The 19,488-nt window shown below is 61.9% G+C and carries 18 protein-coding genes and 1 riboswitch; of the genes, 4 read left to right on the top strand and 14 right to left on the bottom strand.

The genetic code is table 11. The annotated features are described in order from the left end of the window. Nucleotides 1-42: 42 nt before the first annotated feature. Nucleotides 43-256, bottom strand: a riboswitch (cobalamin riboswitch). 255 nt (nt 257-511) lie between these two features. Beyond that, nucleotides 512-2,413 carry a 1-deoxy-D-xylulose-5-phosphate synthase gene (gene dxs, locus CXK96_RS13890; protein WP_102837028.1) on the bottom strand — a complete coding sequence of 634 codons (1,902 nt, stop codon included), beginning with the start codon at nt 2,411-2,413 and terminating at the stop codon, nt 512-514. A 321-nt stretch (nt 2,414-2,734) separates the two neighbouring features. Here dxs and CXK96_RS13885 point away from each other — a divergent pair, with 321 nt between their 5' ends. Both CXK96_RS13885 and CXK96_RS13880 read left to right on the top strand, forming a co-directional pair. Further along, on the top strand, nt 2,735-3,400 hold the full coding sequence (locus CXK96_RS13885; RefSeq protein WP_146030704.1) for a hypothetical protein: 666 nt from the start codon (nt 2,735-2,737) through the stop codon (nt 3,398-3,400). Beyond that, nucleotides 3,397-3,990, top strand: coding sequence for a FlgO family outer membrane protein (locus CXK96_RS13880; RefSeq protein ID WP_102837026.1), 594 nt, complete (start codon nt 3,397-3,399; stop codon nt 3,988-3,990). Before CXK96_RS13885 ends, CXK96_RS13880 begins: the two co-directional genes overlap by 4 nt. A gap of 79 nt (nt 3,991-4,069) precedes the next feature. Here CXK96_RS13880 and CXK96_RS13875 read toward each other — a convergent pair whose 3' ends face one another. The 4 genes from CXK96_RS13875 to CXK96_RS13860 all read right to left on the bottom strand — a co-directional run bounded on the left by CXK96_RS13875 (nt 4,070) and on the right by CXK96_RS13860 (nt 6,676). Further along, nucleotides 4,070-4,957: a polyprenyl synthetase family protein gene (locus tag CXK96_RS13875; RefSeq protein ID WP_102837025.1), complete on the bottom strand. Its 888-nt coding sequence runs from the start codon at nt 4,955-4,957 to the stop codon at nt 4,070-4,072. After that, nucleotides 4,954-5,196 (bottom strand): exodeoxyribonuclease VII small subunit, encoded by a 243-nt coding sequence (locus CXK96_RS13870; protein WP_102837024.1) that lies wholly within the window; start codon nt 5,194-5,196, stop codon nt 4,954-4,956. Before CXK96_RS13870 ends, CXK96_RS13875 begins: the two co-directional genes overlap by 4 nt. A 97-nt stretch (nt 5,197-5,293) precedes the next feature. Next, nucleotides 5,294-6,064, bottom strand: a complete 771-nt coding sequence (locus CXK96_RS13865; protein ID WP_102837023.1) for a sulfite exporter TauE/SafE family protein — start codon at nt 6,062-6,064, stop codon at nt 5,294-5,296. 189 nt (nt 6,065-6,253) lie between these two features. Further along, nucleotides 6,254-6,676 (bottom strand): Cd(II)/Pb(II)-responsive transcriptional regulator, encoded by a 423-nt coding sequence (locus CXK96_RS13860; RefSeq protein ID WP_256061611.1) that lies wholly within the window; start codon nt 6,674-6,676, stop codon nt 6,254-6,256. A gap of 98 nt (nt 6,677-6,774) precedes the next feature. On the opposite strand from CXK96_RS13860, the gene CXK96_RS13855 reads away from it, so the two are divergent. Continuing rightward, nucleotides 6,775-7,434, top strand: a complete 660-nt coding sequence (locus CXK96_RS13855; RefSeq protein ID WP_102837021.1) for a cation transporter — start codon at nt 6,775-6,777, stop codon at nt 7,432-7,434. 56 nt (nt 7,435-7,490) lie between these two features. Here CXK96_RS13855 and CXK96_RS13850 read toward each other — a convergent pair whose 3' ends face one another. From CXK96_RS13850 to CXK96_RS13840, 3 genes are all read right to left on the bottom strand, one after another. After that, nucleotides 7,491-8,489 (bottom strand): SDR family oxidoreductase, encoded by a 999-nt coding sequence (locus CXK96_RS13850; RefSeq protein WP_102837020.1) that lies wholly within the window; start codon nt 8,487-8,489, stop codon nt 7,491-7,493. 25 nt (nt 8,490-8,514) lie between these two features. Further along, a complete protein-coding gene (locus CXK96_RS13845) occupies nt 8,515-9,975 on the bottom strand; it encodes a vitamin K epoxide reductase family protein (RefSeq protein ID WP_256061612.1) in 1,461 nt (486 codons plus the stop codon). A gap of 203 nt (nt 9,976-10,178) precedes the next feature. Beyond that, a complete protein-coding gene (locus tag CXK96_RS13840; protein WP_102837019.1) occupies nt 10,179-10,718 on the bottom strand; it encodes an ATP-dependent zinc protease in 540 nt (179 codons plus the stop codon). A gap of 285 nt (nt 10,719-11,003) precedes the next feature. Between CXK96_RS13840 and CXK96_RS13835 the strand changes: the two genes are divergently transcribed. Further along, entirely contained in the window at nt 11,004-11,891 is an 888-nt protein-coding gene (locus CXK96_RS13835) for a manganese catalase family protein (RefSeq protein ID WP_102837018.1), read from the top strand. Nucleotides 11,892-12,208: 317 nt separating this feature from the next. On the opposite strand, the gene CXK96_RS13830 is transcribed toward CXK96_RS13835, so the two are convergent. The 6 genes from CXK96_RS13830 to ppa form a co-directional block, all read right to left on the bottom strand. Next, nucleotides 12,209-14,440, bottom strand: a complete 2,232-nt coding sequence (locus tag CXK96_RS13830) for a xanthine dehydrogenase family protein molybdopterin-binding subunit (RefSeq protein ID WP_102837017.1) — start codon at nt 14,438-14,440, stop codon at nt 12,209-12,211. A 25-nt stretch (nt 14,441-14,465) separates the two neighbouring features. After that, nucleotides 14,466-15,452, bottom strand: coding sequence for an FAD binding domain-containing protein (locus CXK96_RS13825; protein WP_102837016.1), 987 nt, complete (start codon nt 15,450-15,452; stop codon nt 14,466-14,468). A gap of 9 nt (nt 15,453-15,461) precedes the next feature. Beyond that, nucleotides 15,462-16,238: a (2Fe-2S)-binding protein gene (locus tag CXK96_RS13820; RefSeq protein ID WP_256061613.1), complete on the bottom strand. Its 777-nt coding sequence runs from the start codon at nt 16,236-16,238 to the stop codon at nt 15,462-15,464. A 314-nt stretch (nt 16,239-16,552) separates the two neighbouring features. Continuing rightward, the gene (locus CXK96_RS13815) at nt 16,553-18,430 is read right to left on the bottom strand and encodes a response regulator (protein WP_256061614.1); all 1,878 of its coding nucleotides are present in this window, start codon (nt 18,428-18,430) and stop codon (nt 16,553-16,555) included. A gap of 2 nt (nt 18,431-18,432) precedes the next feature. Continuing rightward, nucleotides 18,433-18,585, bottom strand: coding sequence for an MHYT domain-containing protein (locus CXK96_RS20990; protein ID WP_256061615.1), 153 nt, complete (start codon nt 18,583-18,585; stop codon nt 18,433-18,435). 250 nt (nt 18,586-18,835) lie between these two features. Next, complete coding sequence (ppa, locus tag CXK96_RS13810; protein ID WP_102837015.1) at nt 18,836-19,363, bottom strand: inorganic diphosphatase; 528 nt, start codon at nt 19,361-19,363, stop codon at nt 18,836-18,838. Nucleotides 19,364-19,488: the final 125 nt, after the last annotated feature.

The raw sequence follows: 19,488 nt of genomic DNA, 5'->3' as shown, positions 1-19,488 counted from the left end.
GAATGACGGGCAGCCGCGCTTGACGGTGCTGCCCTCCGCAACACCAGTCGAATCCGTCAGGCCGGTCTCCGGGCTTTCGACACGCACCTTGCTCGCCTTCCCGTGACGTGCACAGTGGCGGTTGAGCGGGCGGTGATCCTCTGATCACGGTCGATTACCGTTGCGGGGGCAGCGCCGGCCTTGCTCTTCGAGCGCACCGGCTTCCCGTTTAATGCGGACCTGGAGGTCGCGCACACCTGGGCGGATTGGAAATCGCGCGAACCTTACGGCCTGGGCTGGGGAAAGACAAGCGAATGAATGGTGCGCCTCAACGCAAACGTTTCGACGGTCAGAATTGGTCAATTGGATCTTGATGTGGCGCATGGTGCGCTAGGTCGACCTGCCAAGCCGGCTGTAGAAGCCCAGGGCGGATCATGCTGTCCTCGATCCGCTGAGCATGGGGCGGATCGAGGTGACGCTACTTTCGTGGTGTGGCGAGCCGTCTCGCTGCTACCTGCGGTGGCGCTGGACCTTATGATCGGCTGTGCAAGTCTGCTAGGCGCGCCCGAACTGCGGTTTCGATACCGGCGGCGTCCAGTCCGCACTCCTTGATCATCTCGGTGGGTTTGGCATGTTCGACATAATAGTCGGGCAGGCCCAGATGAAGGATCGGTGTGCTCAGGTTCTGCGAAGCGAGGAACTCGCCGACCGCGCTGCCAGCACCGCCCATGATGCTGTTCTCCTCGATGGTCACCAGTAGGTCGTGGCTGTCGGCCATCTGGCGAGCCATCGCCTCGTCCAGGGGTTTGACGAAACGCATGTCGACGACGGTTGCGTCCAGGGCTTCGGCAACCTGCATGGCTTCCGGCAGTTGCACACCGAACACCAGCAAAGCGACCTGCTTACCTTCGCGCCGCACCACTGCCTTGCCGATTTCCAGCGGTTCGAGGCCCGGTTCCAGCCTTGCGTTTGGGCCGGTACCGCGTGGATATCGCACGGCGGCGGGGCCTTCGTAGTGATAGCCGGTGGTGAGCATCCGGCGCATCTCGTTTTCATCGCTTGGGGTCATCACCAGCATGCCGGGGATGCAACGCAGATAGGTCAGGTCGAAGCTGCCAGCGTGGGTCGGACCGTCCTCGCCAACCAAACCGGCGCGGTCGATGGCGAAGAGTACGTCGAGGTTTTGCACCGCGACGTCATGGATCAGCTGGTCGTAGGCACGCTGCAGGAAGGTCGAATAGATCGCCACCACTGGCTTGGCGCCTTCACAGGCCATGCCGGCAGCGAGGGTAACCGCATGCTGTTCGGCAATGGCGACATCGAAGTAGCGGTCAGGGTAGCGCTCGCTGAAATCGACCAGATCCGAGCCTTCCTTCATGGCAGGGGTGATACCCATCAGGCGCGGGTCTGCCGCAGCCATATCGCACAGCCACTGGCCGAACACATTGGAATATTTGGGACCGCTGGGTTTCTTCGGCTTGACCGGCGCGCCGATGGGTTCGAGCTTGCTGATCGCATGCCAGGTGATCGGGTCGACTTCGGCCGGGGCGAAGCCTTTACCCTTTTTTGTCACCACGTGCAGAAACTGCGGGCCGGAGAGGTCGCGCATGTTACGCAGGGTGCCGATCAGGGTCGGCAGGTCATGGCCGTCGATGGGGCCGATGTAATTCCAGCCGAGCTCTTCGAACAGCGTGCCGGGGACCAGCATGCCCTTGGCGTATTCCTCGGTGCGCCGCGCAATTTCCCAGGCGCCGGGCAGGCGCGAGAGGACCTTTTTGCTGCCTTCGCGCATGCTCGAATAGGTACGACTGGAGAGAATCTTCGCCAAATAGTTGGATAGGCCGCCAACGTTGCGCGAGATCGACATGTCGTTGTCATTGAGTACTACGAGCATGTCCGCACCGACTTCCGGTGCATGGTTCAGCGCTTCGAAGGCCATCCCGGCGGTAAGCGCACCGTCGCCGATGACCGCAATCGACTTGCGCTTCTTGCCCTGCATGCGAGCGGCGATGGCCATACCCAGGGCGGCACTGATGGAGGTGCTGGAGTGGCCGACGCCAAAGGTGTCGTACTCGCTCTCGCTGCGGCGCGGAAAGGCAGCGAGGCCATCCTTCTGACGCAGACTTTCCATGCGCTCGCGGCGCCCTGTGAGGATTTTGTGCGGATAGGCCTGATGACCGACATCCCAGACCAGGCGGTCTTTCGGCGTGTCGTAGACGTAATGCAGGGCAATGGTCAGCTCGATCACGCCAAGGCCAGCACCGAAGTGCCCGCCGGTCCGGCCCACGCTGTAGAGAAGATCCTGCCGCAGTTCGTTGGCGAGCTCTTCGAGTTCCGCTTCGCCCAGCCGGCGCAGCTGCTCGGGCGTCGCCGCGCGATCTAGGACGGGCGTCGCAGGGCGGACCCGAGGAATCTCATGAAACGTCTTGGGCATCGGGCGAGTCGTTTTAGTTGAAAAAAGAGCGGCAGTTTAACCGAAAAAGCCTTTCCGCTTTAAGCGAGCAGACGATACCTGACAGTCTGCAGCGAACCAGGCGTCAACGGTGGCCCTGCCATCTGATGTCTTAAGTTCTTCCAAGCTTGGCCGATAAGCGGCTACATGGGCACGCCACTATTGCGCCATCACATCTAAGGCTTTTCGCCAGGAATCGTCAGTCGTCGCTGAATATGGAATGTTTTGATGGGTAAGAGACTTGTGTCAACAGGCGCCGGTGATAGGTCGCTTGTCTTTCGGTCGCGACGGTTCGCCGTAAATGTGGGGCTGCTCGGCGCCGCGCTCCTTTGCGCAAGCTGCCGGGCGCCTTTTACACCGGTTCCGGTTGCGGTCAACTTTCCGTATGCAAAGCAGGAAAAGCTTCAAGCTGCATCTCACTGGCAATTGATCGCCGAGGACACGGCTAGGCAACTGATTCGTTCGCTGCCCGATGATCGTCCGCTGTATGTGAATCAGGCTGATACGCAAAGTCCCTTTGCGCGGGTGTTTAGCCAGCAACTCATCAGTTCGCTGCTGAGCGCCGGCTACCCAGTTCACAAGCGCGACAGTGCCAACGTTCTGGTTGTGGATGTAAACGCAGAGCCGGTGCGCTTTTCGCCCAACCGGCTGCAGTATCGTTATGTCGGCACGGCAACTACCCTGACCAGCGGGCTTTGGGTGCTGCGCAACATTTACCGCAACGTATCGCCCGGCGCTGCCATGGTCACGGCTGCCGTAGGGCTGGACGCCGCACAGTGGTATCACACGGAGTTTGCCAAAGGGCCGACACCTGAAATCGAGCTGGTAATCAACACGAGCGTATCGGATCGGGACCGTTACTACGCTCAGGTTTCCAATGCTTACTACACGGTGGATCCGGAATGGCAGCTTTATGCACCGGGTTGGGCCGGAGTCAATATTCCGGTCATCGGGGGTGAGAGCAGATGACCTATCGAGCATTGAGGGTCGCCGCTTCACTGCTGTGCTGCCTGGTACTGCAGGGCTGCGGCGTCTCTCCGACACAATCCATGGAGGTAGGGTCGCCGCCAAGCAACCCGCTGGTGCGAGAGAACTACCGGGCTGCCGAATCGTTGTTGGCGCAGTTGCGCTACCGTCTTCCGCTCAAGCGGGGGGCGATACTGATTGGGACGCTGGTTAATACTGATGCTTTGGACCGCTCTTCAACCTTTGGCCGAATAACGACCGATCAGATCTCCGCACGCTTCACGATGGCCGGCTATCCGATGGTTGAAATGAAGCTGCGTAACCGGGCCTACATGCTCAAGGACCAGGCCGAGCTGATGCTGAGTCGCGAGGTTGGTGAACTGGTGACGAGCCACAACGCACAGGCTGTGGTTGTGGGAACCTATGCGGTCAGCCGAGACCAGGTGTATATCAACTTGAAAGTCATCCAGCCGCAGCGGGGTATCGTTCTGGCCGCGCATGACTACACCCTGCCCCTGAACGATGAAAACCGGCTGCTACTACTGCGCGGGTGGCGAAATACCGCATGGCCCGCCACTTATCCTGCTAGATAGGTTGGCTGTTGATCGGAAGGCAAGCATGCCGGCCGCGCGCCCTGGTCGTTGCGGACCGGTTATGCGGCGAGCATCACCTTCAGCTGCGGCGTTCGACGATAAAGCAGGCCAGCTGGCGCAGCGGCTCGGCGCTAGGTCCGAACGGGGCGAGTGCGGCGAGCGCCAGGTCGCGCAGCTCCAGCGCATAAGCCTTGGCACTGCCCATGCCCAGCAGCGCCGGGTAGGTGGGTTTGTCGCGCGCGATGTCGGCACCCTGGTGCTTGCCCAGCGTTGCGGTGTCGCTTTCAACGTCGAGGATGTCGTCCTGTACCTGGAAGGCCAGGCCCACGGCTTGCGCGTATTGCTGCAGCGCTGACAGCGTCGACGCGTCAGCACGGCCGCTGGCAAGGGCGCCGAGGCGCACGCTGACCTCGATCAGTGCACCGGTCTTGTGCCGGTGCATCAGCTCCAGCGCGGTTCGATCAAGCTTCAGGCCCACCGAGCCGAGATCGATGGCCTGGCCACCGACCATGCCGGCCGGTCCGGCTGCGCGCGCGAGGCTGGCGACCATCTCCAGGCGCAGTGACGGATCCGGAGGATTATGAGCATCGAGCGCCAGGGCCTCGAACGCCAGGCTCTGCAGGCCGTCTCCGGCGAGAATGGCGCAGGCTTCATCGAACGCTTTGTGCGTGGTGGGCTGGCCACGACGCAGGTCATCGTCATCCATCGCTGGCAGATCGTCATGGACCAGCGAATAGGCATGAATCAGTTCGACAGCACAGGCTGCACCATCTGCCAGCGCAACCTCGCCCTCGAGCGCTTCGCATGCGGCGTAGACCAGCAGCGGGCGGACGCGCTTGCCCCCATTCATCACGCTGTAGCGCATGGCCTGATAGAGACGGTCGAGTTGCGGCCGAGGCGAGGAGAAGAGCGTGTCTAGGCAGCTGTCTACGCGTTGCTGGCAGCGTTTCTGGTAGGCGCCGATCATGCTTCCGGGTCCACCTCGAATGGCGCTTCCTGCAGTTTGCCGTCGCGCTCGAGGAGGATCTGCACCTTCTGCTCAGCCTGGCTCAAAGCAGCCTGGCAATCGCGAGTCAGGCCGATGCCCTGCTCGAAGCAGGTCAGCGAATCCTCCAGCGACAGCTCGCCACTTTCCAGACGCTCGACCAGCTGCTGTAACTCGGCGAGGGATTGTTCGAAATCGAGGGCGACTTTCTTGCGGGCCATGCGGGAACCTGTTCTCTGCGGCTGCTCTGAATCGGGCGCGACACTAGCAGAGCTCTGCGGCAGAAGCCATAAGCCGAGCGGGCTAGATGCCTGTCGGTCAAGGCAGGTACATGGCCTTGAAGTAGTAAACGGTCATGACGCTGCCGACCAGGATGACGAACAAACGCAGCCAGGTGGCGGGTAGTTTCTTGCTCAACGCGCCGCCCGCGTAGCCGCCGAGCGTGGTGCCCACCAGCAGGATCGCCAGCTCGTAGCCGCTGACTCGTCCGGCAATCACGAAGGTCGCCGTTGCCACGCTGTAGATCACTGCAGAGATCAGGTTTTTCAGCGCGTTGGCGCGGACCAGCTGATGGCCTTCGATGGAAAAGGCCGCCAGTTGCAGGATGCCCATGCCGGCGCCGAAGTAGCCGCCGTAGATCGAGACCAGTCCGTGAGCGGCCAGCGATGTTGGTGCGTGAGGCGGCACCGCATTGGTGTCCTTGCGGCGCGCCGCGAGCCAGCGGCTCAGCCAGGGGCTGGCGGCGAACAGTGCGGTGGCGAGCAATAGCAGCCAGGGAATGAGCAGACTGAAGACGTCATCGCCGCTGGCCAGCAGCAACAGGCCGCCCAGCAGACCCCCGACCAGGCCCGCCAGCAGTAGGGGGATCAGGTAGCGACCAAGGGGGCGCAAGGCCGAGCGTGCGGCCCAGGCGGCGGCGAGGCTGGCGGGCCAGAGCGCTACGGCATTCGTCGCGTTGGCGGTCACGGGTGGCAAGCCGGTTGCCAGCAGTGCGGGAAACGAAAAGAAGGTGCCGCCGCCTGCGAGTGCGTTCATGCCTCCCGCAGCAAAGCCGGCGGCGATCAACAGCAGCATATCGAACAGGGGCATTGGAAAGCCTCGCGGCAAAAGAGCCGAAGAGTATCGCTGCCGCTTTGTTGCGCCAAGCATCCCGTTTGCAGCTCTTAGCCGCGACCCGTGTCAGCGAGGCGCCTGCAGGCCGTGTTTTGTTCTCGGATGAAACGGTGCGCATGCCAGGTCTCGTTGACACCGGACTGGCCGCAAGCGAGGAACTACTGCCTACGGCTGCGTATCGTCGCCAGCCAGCGGCGCACTGCTCAGCTCGTTGAGGATGCCGCAGCCGTGCATCGCGCTGTTGCCAGTGCAGCAGCTGCGCAATTCCTGCAACTGACGTTCAAGGGCATGGAGGTTTTCCAGTCGCGTGCGGACGCGTACGAGCTGCTCGTCGATCAGCAGGTTGATGTCTCCGCAGCTGGCATCCGGGTGGTTGGAGGACTCCAGAAGCCGGCGTATATCAGCCAGGCCAATGTCCAGTGCGCGGCAATGGCGAATGAACGTCAGCTGCGCCAGCTGCTTGGATGAATAGGACCGATAGCCGTTGGCGCCGCGCTGCGGGGCGGGCATCAAGCCGATCTTTTCGTAATAGCGAATGGTCTCGACGTCGACCTCGGTCGCTGTGCTCAGCTCGCCTATGCGCATCATGGCCTCCTGTGTGTCGGCTTGATTCGGTAAATGGGGCTTGACCCTGGAGTTGCTCCAGGGTGTGCAATGGCTCCGAATATAGTTCAGGAGGACATCCCATGTCGTCGAGATGCTGTGATTCCGGTTGCTCTACCCCGGCGGTCAATCCGGGCTTCCGTAAGGCGTTGTGGGTCGCGCTGGCGATCAATCTGCTCATGTTTGTCGTGGAAATCATCAGCGGGATTCGTTCCGGCTCGGTTTCCTTGCTGGCCGATGCCATCGACTTTGCAGGCGATGCGGCCAACTACGGGATCACCCTGGTGGTGTTGTCGATGGGGCTGGTCTGGCGATCGAGGGCGGCTATGGTCAAAGGTCTGACGATGCTCGCGTTCGGCGTATTCGTGCTGGCTCGCGCAGGCTGGTCGATTTATGCCGACGTGGTGCCCGAACCGCTGACCATGGGCATCATCGGTGCGCTGGCGTTGATTGCCAATGTCGTTGTGGCGCTGATGCTCTATGCCTTTCGCGAGGGCGATTCGAATATGCGCTCGGTCTGGCTGTGCAGCCGCAACGACGCGATTGGTAACGTCGCTGTAATGATCGCCGCTGCCGGGGTGTTCGGCACTGGCGCCGGCTGGCCTGATCTGGTCGTGGCGCTGGTCATGGCCGGGCTTGCGTTGTCAGCCGGCTTCTCGGTCGTTCGGCAGGCGCGGCAGGAGTTGAAGTCCCACTCAGCGACTCTTGGCGAAGCTGTTTCGACAGACACCAAGGCGGGTTGACGGAGCCACTGATCGAAAGCTGGCCGCCGGCCGTGGCAGGCCGCCCGTGCATGGCCCTAGCTGGCGATGGCGGCGACCAGCGCGATGACGAGTACGGCGATCACTGCCAGGCCACCGGCGGCCAGTTTACCGACCGTTTCGGCACTCAAACCGAGTGCCTTGTCTTTCACCTGACTGCCGAACCGGCCGTCGATTCGGTGCAGTCCGTCGACCGGCTGGAACAGGTTGTCAGGCTGGTCATCACTGACCGGCTCATCGGTCATCTGTCCGCTCCAGGCCTGCTTGGCCATCATCCGGTCGAGCAGGCCGGGCATGAACATGTTGCCGATGATCGCCTGGAACGAGGCGCGCCCCAACCAGAGTTCACGCGGTGCATCGGTGGCGGCACGCAGAATGGCGCGTGCGGCCACCTCCGGCGTATGGATGGGCGGAACCGGCTGCGGGCGTTTGCCCATCTTGTTACGCGACCAATCGAACTGCGGCGTGTTGTGCGCAGGAAGCTGGACCATGGTCAACCGGACCTTGCTGTTGGTATGGATCAGTTCGCAGCGCAGCGAATCGGTGAAACCTCGGATCGCGAATTTCGCCGCGCAGTAGGCGGATTGCAGCGGAATCGAACGGTAGGACAACGCCGAGCCGACCTGAACAATGGTGCCCCGGTTGCGGGCCTCCATATAGCGCAGCGCCGCCAGCGTGCCGTGAACGAAGCCCAGATAAGTCACCTCGGTGACCCGCTTGAATTCCGCGGCGCTGGTCTTGTTGACCGGCCCGAACACTGTGGCCATGGCGGCATTGACCCAGACCTCGATCGGGCCCAGCTCTGCTTCGATTCGCTCGGCAGCGTGGTCGACCGCTTCGGCATCAGCGACATCGGCTGAAATCGCCAACACCTTCGCCCCGGCCGCTTCCAGCTCTTTGCGTGTGTCGGCCAGGCCCTGCTCACCGCGCGCGATTACCGCCACGCGAAAGCCCGCCTGCGCGAACGAATGGGCCGTTGCGCGGCCTACGCCAGCAGTGCCTCCACAGATCACGGCAGTCTGTTCGCGGTCGCTCATCTAAAAGCTCCTTGTCTTTGATGGGTTAGCGCAGCAGCGCGTTCCAGCCCGCATAGCGGTGGCGAATCGGTCCGCGCGGCAGGCTCAGGCCAATGACCAGTACGCCGGCGATCAGGCTGCCAACGGTGGCGGCGAAGCCGGCACCCTCCAGAAAGGACGGAGCGGCGATCAGCCAGGCACCGATCGGCAAGTTGAAAAAACGTAGCGGGCGCGCCACTTCGGCAAAGGCCAGCACCGAGACGGTGATCAACAATGAGCCCATCAGGTGGTCGCTGTTGGCCATGGAACCCTCGGTGCCGAATATCAGCCGTGTGCACATCAGCCAGACGCCGAGGATGCAGAGCAGCGCAAGGCCCCACGGGGGATTCACGCCGCGAAGCCCTTTCAGTGCCATGGACGAAAGGCTGTTATCGAATTCGGGTGTGTTGTCCTCGCGCGCGCCTTCCATCGCGTCGCCTTGCCAGAAGGTTTTCCAGAACGGCTTACCACGCCGCTTGGCGTCTTTGAGGAATTGGCCCATGGCCACCAGCTCATTCAAGGCGTAGGGCATCATCACGAGCATCGCCAGCGCCTGGACCAGGCAGAGCGTGCACCAGGTGTCGATGAAGATCGGCTGGGCGATGATGAAAAAGATACTCACCGCGCCCAATGGCACCACTACCACACCAAACCCGGCGACCATCCAGGGCATGGTCCGCCAGCGCCGCGCATCGCCCATCACCGCCATCAACAGTTCGATCATGTAGGCCAAGACGCCGACTCCGGCGTCGGAGACCGGCCAGGCGCGGGACATGTCGGAGGTGATGATGGTCTCGGTGCCGTTGGGCTCGGTCCCAAAGAACGGGTCCCAGGCGCCGGCGGTATGCCCCAACTGATAGCCGGCCAGATACCGAGCCAGCAGGATGCCGATCACCGCCAGAAAGGCGATGGGCAACCGCTGCAGCCAGGTCGATGGATTGTAGTCCCAGCCCGGCGGCACGGCTGCCTTCTGCATCATGCCGCTCATGCTCATGCCGGGCATCATCGGCACCAGGGTCGAGAAGGCGATCACCAGCCCGCCGACCAGAAGCGCATTGCCGTAGCCGGCGGGCGAGGGCGTCCAGAACAGCAGCGGTGCCAGCATCAGCCAGAGACCCATGACCGTGTTAGCCCATTGCGCCCAGGCGATACGCTTCAGCGAAAGGATCGAAAACAGCACGATCAACGCACCACTGACGACGTCGTTCCAGGTCATCAGCAGGGCGCGGGTGGCGACGTCTGGCAGCTCGCGCTCGGTCGCCAGCCTCGGCAAGTCGAGATCGGTTGGTGCGATGTTCAGGTAGCCAAAGATGAAGGGGGCGCTAAGCACCCATAGCCCCAGCAGTGCATTGACGAAATGGCACCAGAGCGTGGCGAGCCGGCGTCGCTCCATCATCTGCATGTGTGCGTCCATGCTCATGTCGGACGGCATGGCGCCCTGTCTCAGGTATTCACCTTGATGCTCCACGAATCCCCCGCATGACCGGTCGTTTTGCTGAGATCTGCCCAGGCAGCCAGGGCTGTCGCTTCGCTGGCGGCGACAGGCTGCTGTTCAGTTGACCGGAGGGGCTTGGGTGAGTTGCAGAAAAAGCGCCGGGCTTGCGGATCGACGCCGACCGCAGCACTCAGCATGCTGGCTAGCGCGCAGTGCCCGGTCGGGTTTGATGGCTGTTACTGCTCAGGCGCGGAGCAACTTGGCTCGACGGTAAAGGTCTTGGATGAATCCACCAGGCCGACCTTTTCCAGCGTGCGGCGGCCAATCAGCACCGGGTAATTCATCTTGTCCCGGTCGTTTAGCGAGAACTGCTCTTCATACATTTGGCTGCCGAGGCAGACCTTCATCAGCACCACCGGCCGCTCTTCAGCGCCGCCTGCACCGCGCACCTTGATGTCGCGGATCAGCGGGCGTTCCAGGCGAGTCCGCACCTGCTTGTCGGTGTTGATGTCTTCCAGCTCGACGGTAAATCGTACCCAGTCTTCGCCATCCTTCTCGAAATGATCGATGTTTTCCGCATGCATGGAAGAAGTCAGTGCGCCGGTGTCGAGCTTGAATTTCACCGCGACCCTTTCAGGAAGGATCAACCCTTCCTCGACCCAACCGAGCACCTGTGGCGAGTCAGCAAAGCCTGGCGTGCTGCCGAGCGAGAGTGCTGCGGCTGCAAGCATCAAGGTGGCGGAGTAGTTACGGATGGAACCTAGGGGATGACGCATCTGAGACCTCGATCAGCAAAAGCTGTGGTTTCGATAGAGTCGTCTCGTTTGGAACCGTTCACGTTTTTTCATGAGGGGAACAGCAAAGTGGCGGGCGGGAGACCGTCAAACAGCGACGACAAGCCATTGCTATTTCTCATGGCCTTCATTGAAAAAAATAATCGGACGGCTGCCGCGCCTTGCACTCCATCTTTAGGGTCGCCTGCAATCAGTGCAGTTCGCAGCGACCATTTTTGACCACATAGGAGGCAGTGAATTAGGGAAGCCCAACCTGAGAGGTGAACCATGTTCGTCCATAACAAACGACTGCAATACACCGTGCGAGTAGCCGCTCCGAATCCGGGACTGGCCAACCTGATGCTCGAGCAGTTCGGCGGACCGCAAGGCGAGTTGGCCGCTGCGATGCGCTACTTCGTCCAGGGCGTAGCTGAGGATGACCCAGGCCGCAAAGACATGCTCATGGACATTGCGACCGAAGAGCTCAGCCACCTGGAAGTCATTGGCTCCATCGTCGGCATGCTCAACAAGGGTGCCAAGGGCGAATTGTCCGAAGGTGTCGAAAAGGAAGCGGATTTGTATCGCTCCCTGACCGGTGGCGGCAACGATTCGCACATCACCTCGCTGCTCTACGGTGGCGGTCCGGCGCTGACCAATTCGGCGGGTGTGCCCTGGACGGCGGCGTACGTCGACTCCATCGGCGAACCGACCGCAGATCTGCGCTCCAACATTGCCGCCGAGGCGCGCGCCAAGATCGTCTATGAGCGTCTGATCAACGTGACCGATGACCCAGGCATCAAGGATGCACTCAAATTTCTGATGACCCGCGAAATTGCGCACCAGAAATCCTTCGAGAAGGCCTTGCACGCGATTCAGCCCAACTTCCCTCAGGGCAAACTGCCGGGTGATCCGCAATTTGCCAACGTCTACTACAACCTTTCGCAGGGCGAAGGCGACTTGCGCGGCCCTTGGAACCAGGGGCCGGAGTGGGAGTTCGTCGAGAACCCAGAGCCGGCTGTAGATGGCGGAGATGGAAAACCCTCCGTCGATCTGAGCAAGGCACAGCAGAAAGTGGTGCAGCAGATGGCGGTGCGGACCCAGTCCGACGTCTCCGCCGATCCGATGACTGGTGCCGATCTCGGTTCGGGAGAGGCAATCAAGAAAGGCAAGAGCTGACGGGCGAACGCTGCCGATTCGTCTGTAATCAGACGCATCGGTAGCGTTCTGTTTGCGGCCTCGTGAGCCGGCCTTTCAGGCCGGCTTTTTCGTGTCGGACGACCCGTTGCCGCCAGGTGAGCAGTGGTGTCGAAGCGTTTCGTCTAACTGCGTGTGCGTGTGCGGATTTGTGGCTCGCATCAGTCCCAACGCTGGGACGGAATCGAAGCGCCACCTGCAGAGCTCTGGCAGCAAAACCCTGGCCAAGCGGCCAGAGCCTGCAGCTGTCTGGTCGGCCGCGCCTGAGCGAGCCGGCTGCCTTCCAGCTGCCTTCGTCGTTACGCCTGTTTCATCGAAGCCGAGCCGTCCATCAGCTTGTCCATGGTGATCGGCAGGTCGCGGATGCGCTTGCCGGTGGCGTGGTAGACCGCGTTGGCAATCGCGGCGGGTATCCCGGTGATGCCGATTTCGCCAATGCCGCGCGCGCCGAACTCGTTAAACTTGAAGTCCGGATAGTCGAGCAGGATGACGTCGACGTCCGGCTGGTCAGCATGAACCGGCACCAGGTATTCGGCGTAGTTGTTGTTCACCGGGCGTGCATCGCGGTGGTCATAGTCAGTCTGCTCGAAACGCGCCATGCCGATGCCCATGACAATGGCGCCCTCGACCTGGTTGCGCGACGTCAATGCGTTGATGGCGCGGCCGACATCAATGGCGCTGACCACGCGGGTGACGCGCAGGTTGGAGATGCCCGGGTCCCAGCGTACCTCGACAAAATGTGCACCGAACGAGCGGAAGGCATAGGTCTCGGTGGGGGCGCCTTCGGTATGCGCCTCACCGTCGGCACTGGCCAGCTGGCGGGCTTTGAGGACCTCGGTGAAACCGATCGACTTCCCATCGGTGTTCTTCAGCTGACCGTCTTCGAAAGTAAGGTCCTCTGGCTTGGCATCTGGAAAGGCCCCGTTTTCCGACGTCGCATACTCCTTGAGCACCTCGATGGCCTTGCGCCCGGCTGCGGCGATGGCGGGCAGGGTGGTCGCCGTCGCCCAGGAACCGCCGGAGATCGGCCCGGACGGATAGGAAGAGTCACCGAGCTCGACCTCGATCTTCTCCAGCGGTACGCCGGTTACATCACTGACCGCCTGGGCCACGATGGTGTAGGTGCCGGTACCGATGTCTTGGGTTGCACAGGAAGCAAAAGCGGAACCGTCGGCACGCAGCGAAACCCGCGCATCGCAGGGCCGGCGGATCGCCTCCCAGTTGCAGCTCGCCATGCCCCAGCCAATGATTTCATTGCCCTCGCGCATCGAGCCGATTGCTGGATTGCGTTTGGCCCAGCCAAAACGCTCGGCGGCTTGGTCGTAGGCTTCACGAATCTGATTGCTCGACCAGGGCAGTCCCTTGCTCTCGTCCGTGTCGGAGACATTGCGACGGCGGAATTCGAGAGGGTCCATGCCGAGTTGCTCGGCCATCTCGTCCATGGCCGATTCCAGCGCGAACATGCCCGGCGCCGCGCCTGGCGCGCGCATTGAGGTGGGCGTGCCGCGGTTGGTACGGGCCGCTGCGTGGGTCACGCTCAGGTTGTCGCAGCTGTACAGGCCCTGGGTCATCTTTCCGCACGACTCGACGTAGGTATCGACCTGGTCGACCGTGGACGTGGTGTAGATCGTCTCGTGGCGCAGCGATACCAGTCGACCGTCATTGTCGGTGCCCAGTCGCATACGCTGGCGCGTTTCGGGGCGGTGGCCGGTGGTGGTGAACATTTCCTGGCGCGGTACCACCAGCTGCACGGGGCGACCAATTTCACGGGCGGCCGCCGCCGCGGCAATGGCGTTCGGCCAGGGCCAGAGTTTGCTGCCGAAACCCGAGCCGAGGAACGGCGTCAGCACCTCGACCCGATCAGGCGATAGGCCAAACACCTTGGCGTAGACGTTGCGTGCATTCACCACGCCCTGCGTCGTGTCGTACATGGTCAGCTTGCCGTCATTCCAGGCCGCTACGGTGGCGTGCATCTCCATCGGGTTGTGCGTCTCGACCGGCGTGTAGTACGTGGCATCGATGGTCTTGGCCGCGCTCCCGTAAGCCTCCTCAGGATTGCCCCGTGTATGGTTGGATTTTTTCTGCATCTTGCTGCCGTTGCGTTCGACAGCCTGGTCAAGATTGGCGATGGCGGCGCTCTTCTGATAATCGACCTTGACCTTGTAGGCGGCTGCACGGGCGTTCTCGAAGGTGTCAGCCACCACCAGCGCGACGAACTGGCCAGCGTAATAGACCTTGTTGTCCTCGAACGGCAGGCGCACCTCGTCGACCTTGTTTTCCTGCGCCATGCTGCTGGGCGTGTGGTACAGCTTCGGGAAGTGGTTGTGATGAAAGATGTCGATCACGCCCGGAGACTGTTTCGCCACGCTGGTATCGATGTTGGTGATTTCGCCGCGGGCGATGGTGCTGAACACGCCGTAGGCATTCACCATGCCGGGCAGGTTGTTGTCCGAGGAATACTTGGCGCGGCCGGTCAGCTTCTGCGGGCCGTCGATGCGTGGCTTGGCAGCACCGATGATTTTCTCGCTCATGGTTGCAGTCCTGTATTGGCTGGCTTCATCCGGCGGTGAGGTTGGTCAGCGTGCGCACGATGGCTTGCTGCCCCAGCGGAATCTTGAATGCGTTGTGCTCGTAGCCCTTGGCCCCTTGCATGGCGATGCGCGCAGCCTTCTCGAACGTGGCGGTGTTAGCCGGTTGCCCTTTGAGGGCCTGCTCGGCTTCCAGGGCGCGCCAGGGTTTGGTCGCGACGCCACCGAGTGCCAGGCGCGCGTCCCGGATGGTGTTGCCATCGAGTGCAACGATGACTGCGCTCGAGGCCAGGGCAAACTGGTACGAGGAACGATCGCGCAGCTTCAGATAGCCGGACTTCCCGCCCTGCAGCGGCGCATCCAGGGTGACGTGGGTGATCAGCTCATCATCCTTGAGCGCGAACTCTTCCCAGGGCTTGTCGCCCGGTAACAGGTGAAAGTCGAGAAAGTCGATATCACGTGCCCCATCGGGGCCGACTACGTTGACCTTGGCGCCAATGGCTGCCATGGCCACGCACATGTCGGAGGGATGGCTGGCGATGCACTGATCGCTGGTCCCGAGCACCGCATGCACCGAGCGGTTGTAGCCGCCAATGGCCGAGCAGCCAGAGCCGGGGTCACGCTTGTTGCAGGCCGAGGTGCCATCGCGGAAGTAGGGGCAGCGCACCCGTTGCATGACGTTGCCACCGGTGGTCGCCTTGTTGCGCAATTGCGTCGAGGCGCCGGACAGCAGCGCTTCGGACAGCACCCGGTAGTCCTGTTCCACACGCGGATGGCGGGCCAGTGCGGCGTTGGAGACCATGGCGCCGACCTTGAGTCGTCCGTCATCCAGTTCTTCGACCTGACTGAGTTGCAGCCGATTGACGTCGACCATCAGCTCGGGACGCATGATGTCGAGCTTGACCATATCCAACAGGTTGGTGCCGCCGGCGAGGAACGAGGCATCTTTGCCCCCGGAATAAGTTGCGACCGCCTGCTCAACGCTGTCGGCGCGGCTGTATTCAAAATGGCGCATGGCGATCTCCTAGGCGGGCTTCATCTGCTTACGCGCCGACTGGATGGCGCTGAGGATGTTCTTGTAGGCACCGCAGCGGCAGATGTTGCCGCTCATGGCCTCACGCACGGAGAGATCGTCCTTGCCCACACTGGGATCGTTGAGGATGGCCACGGCCGTCATCATCTGGCCCGAGGTGCAGTAGCCGCACTGATAAGCGTCGTGTTCGAGAAACGCCTGCTGGATGGGATGCATCTGGCCGTCGCGCTCCAGGCCTTCGACCGTGGTGATCTCGTCACCGTCGTGGGCAATTGCCAGGCTCAGGCAGGAATTGATCGCCTGACCGTTGACGTGAATGGTGCACGCGCCGCACTGGCCGTGATCGCAGCCTTTCTTGGTGCCGGTCAGATCGAGCTGATGTCGCAGCACGTCGAGCAAGACCATGTTGGCTGCGACATCCAGGGTATGGGGTTTGCCGTTGACCTTGAGCGTGATTCGCTGTTGGCCGGCCGCCGGGCCCGCTTCGCCATCCGCGCGCTGCGCAGCCGGCTCTTCCTTGTCGTCATTGACGTACCCGACCCGACCCCATGCGGGCACGGCCGCCGCCGCCAGGCCGGTCGCCCCGACCGCCTTGAGAAAGGCGCGGCGCGATCTGGATGCTGCGTCGGGGTCATGGATCTCGACACCGTTGCGCGGGTTGCTGTCGCGGGCGTCCTGGCCCGGAGGGTTGCGGTTGTCATCGGCCATGGTCTGCCCCATCGCTGGGCTGCCTTGCGGCAGCGGGTTGCTGACTAGCGTTCTTCGCACGCCGTCCTGATTCCTGCGACGAGGCGCGGACCAGGAGTGAGATACGGTTGGACTGCCGGAGGGCGGCAAGCGTTTCAGCAAATCGATGTGCGATCAGGATTCTGGAAGCAGTCAGCTGAGCAGGAGCAGATGAGGGCAGACGTTGCTATTCAGACCAGAAGCCGGCGTCGAGGCGGCCGAGCCTTCGGTTTTGACGATCAGAAAGGGTGCCGCCGTTCGTCGATTTTGAAACCGTGTGCGGCTTGGCCGGCCCTACGGCAGCCCCGTCGGGCCTAGGATCGTCGGCGGTAAGGTTGTTTGCCGTCTTTGACGGGTCAGCGCCGGCTGAGCAGGGGGACCACGACATTCGAACTGGGACGGCCCAGCGCTTCGCTGATCGCACCGCTCAGCGCTTGCTGTGTAAAAGGCTTGGCCAGCGTGTGCAGCAGGCGACCTTCATCAGACAGATCTGCATAGCCGCTGACCAACAAGATTGGCAGGGCGGGGTGCTCGGCTTTAACGGTTTTTGCCAGTTGGGTCCCGGTCATTCCAGGCATCATCTGGTCGGTAATCAGAATATCAAAGGGCTGGGCTTGGCGTAGCGCGTCGAGGGCCGCGTCGCCACTGCTGACAGCAGTCACTCGATGCCCCAGATCCTCAAGCAGTGCGACCGTGTTGTCCAGCACGAGTGGATCGTCGTCGACTACGAGAATCGTCAAGTTTGATAGAGGTCGAGTAGTCAGCTCACTGCCATCGACTGCTGCGGGAGCGGCTGTTCTGGCAGACACGCCCAGGGGCAGCCAAAGCTCGATGGTGGTGCCCACGCCCGCACTGCTGGTTATTCCCATTAGGCCGCCGGACTGCTCGGCCAGCCCATGCGCCATCGACAGACCCAGACCGGTGCCTTTACCGGGGCCTTTGGTGGTAAAGAAAGGTTCGGTTGCGCGGGCTAATGTTTCCGGATTCATGCCGGTGCCGTTGTCATTCACAATCAGTGCGACAAACTCCTGGGCCCGTTGTCCGGCGGACTCCAGCGCTCGCAGCTGCCCTTCGATGCAGATCAGGCCGCCTTCCGGCATCGCGTCTCGGGCATTGACGACTAGGTTGATCAACACCATTTCGAGCTGATTTGCGTCAACGTAGGCCGGAGGCAGACTGAGAGGAAACCGCGTGTCGATGGTGATGCCGGTTCCGACTGAACGTTGCAGCAGCTCACGCATGTTCAGTACCAGGTCCGGCAGTTCGACTGAACTGGGGTTCAACTCCTGCTTGCGTGCAAAGGCCAGCATGCGTTGAACCAGACTTGCGCCACGTTGGGTAGCCAGCAACGCGTTATCGATCAAGGTACTCGCCCGGGCCGGGTCGTGCGGCAACCGCTTGCGCAGCAGTTCGAGATTTCCGCTCACCACCGCGAGCAGGTTGTTGAAATCATGTGCGATACCGCCAGTCAGCTTGCCGATGGCTTCCATCTTCTGAGCCTGGCGAAGGGCGGCCTCGGCGTTACGGCGCTCGGTGATGTTTACCAGCCCACCAATGATGAGTGCGCCTTGGATGGTCTTCTCCAGGCGAGTGGAAGCCAGTACATCGATGAAGACACCGCCCCTTGCGACCAAGCGATACTCGGCGTTCAGGCATTCGCCAGTACCCAGCAGCACGGGCCAGTCCTGATCCAGCATTTGCCGCGCCGAGCGCTCGGTCATGAAATTGATCAGTGGACGGCCGATCACGTCCTCACGGCGATAGCCCATCAATATGAGCCATGCATCGCTGACCGATTCCAATCGGCCCTGGTCATCCAGCGAATGCAGCGGCAACGGAGTCTTGCTGTACAGCTCCCGGAAGCGCTCTTCGCTCTGGCGCAATGCAGCCGCTTCGTGATCGCTGATAATCGCCATGCGTCTGTCGTACATGGAGGCGGTAAGACCCAGAAACAGCACGACGAATGTTGAGCCGGCCACCGCTAGCGCCAGTGTCAGTAGATCCAGATTGCTGGACGGGGCCGGCATCGCGTCGTCCATGGGCGTGAAGTTTGCGCCAATCATCGCCGAGTAATGCATGCCCGCCACGGCAAAACCCATGGCAACGGCTGACCCAGCCTGCAACAGAAAGCGCCGACTTTGTGCCGAAAGCCAGAGAGATGTGGTTGCTGCGCCAATGGCAATGGCGAACGAAATGCCAACCCAAAGCGGGTCGTAGGTCAGTTCGGCGTGCATCGTCACATGCATACGGCCGCCGCACACAGCCAGGCGTGCTTCATCCAGTTCTCTGCAGCGCGTGCCCGGCTGGCGAGGTCCAGGGCCGTAAAGGAGCCGGCGATGGAGATCAGGATGGAGAGGCACACCATTGCGGTGTTGTAGGTGGCAGGCATCGTTGAATCCGCTAGACGTTGATGGCAGTCGCCCTGTTGAGTAGACGAGTCACAACTGGTGTCAGGGTTCCCGGTCGCGGTGGAGTTTCCTGAGAATTGTGATCGGCCTCGCGGCTGAAGCTTAGCAGGAGGCGGGCACGTCTACGGCTTACGCCATCCGCCGGTTCGAAGAGCGGCTGCGTCTGTTGACGAGAAACATGCAGGCAATAAAAAAGCCGGCTTGTGGCCGGCTTTTCTTCAGTGCTTCGGCTTACTTCTGGTAAGCCTCGGCAGCTTTCATGATGGCTGCGCGGGCGGCGTCGGCGCCTTCCCAGCCTTCGACTTTGACCCACTTGCCCTTCTCGAGATCCTTGTAATTCTCGAAGAAGTGCTTGATCTGCTCGATCAGCAGCGGCGGCAGGTCGGTGTATTCCTTGATGTCTGTGTAGAGCTGGGTCAGCTTGTCGTGCGGGACGGCGATCAGCTTGGCGTCGCCGCCGGCTTCGTCGGTCATGTTCAGCACGCCGACCGGACGGCAGCGGATGACGGAGCCTGGGGCGACCGGGTAGGGGGTCACGACCAGTACGTCGAGCGGGTCGCCGTCGTCAGCCAGGGTGTGCGGGATGAAGCCGTAGTTGGCCGGGTAGAACATCGGGGTGGCCATGAAGCGGTCTACGAACAGGCAGTCAGTGTCGTGATCGATTTCGTATTTGATCGGTGCGTGGTTGGCCGGGATTTCGATGGCGACGTAGATGTCGTTTGGCAGGTCTTTGCCGGCCGGGACTTTGCTGTAGCTCATGAACATTGCTCCGTGGTCGGCCAAGGCGGCCTGGGGCGAAAAAAGTGGGCGCGATTATAGGCGCAGTGTCGGGCGTTTTGCCATGCCGGCGGTGGCGATGCTCCCTGGTCCGGCAATGCGCGCAT

The organism is Stutzerimonas stutzeri (genome assembly GCF_002890895.1).
GTDB classification, from domain to species: Bacteria; Pseudomonadota; Gammaproteobacteria; order Pseudomonadales; family Pseudomonadaceae; genus Stutzerimonas; species Stutzerimonas stutzeri_AB.
The sequence above is the reverse complement of the archived record's forward strand: the minus strand, read 5'-3'. Positions and strand labels throughout refer to the sequence as shown.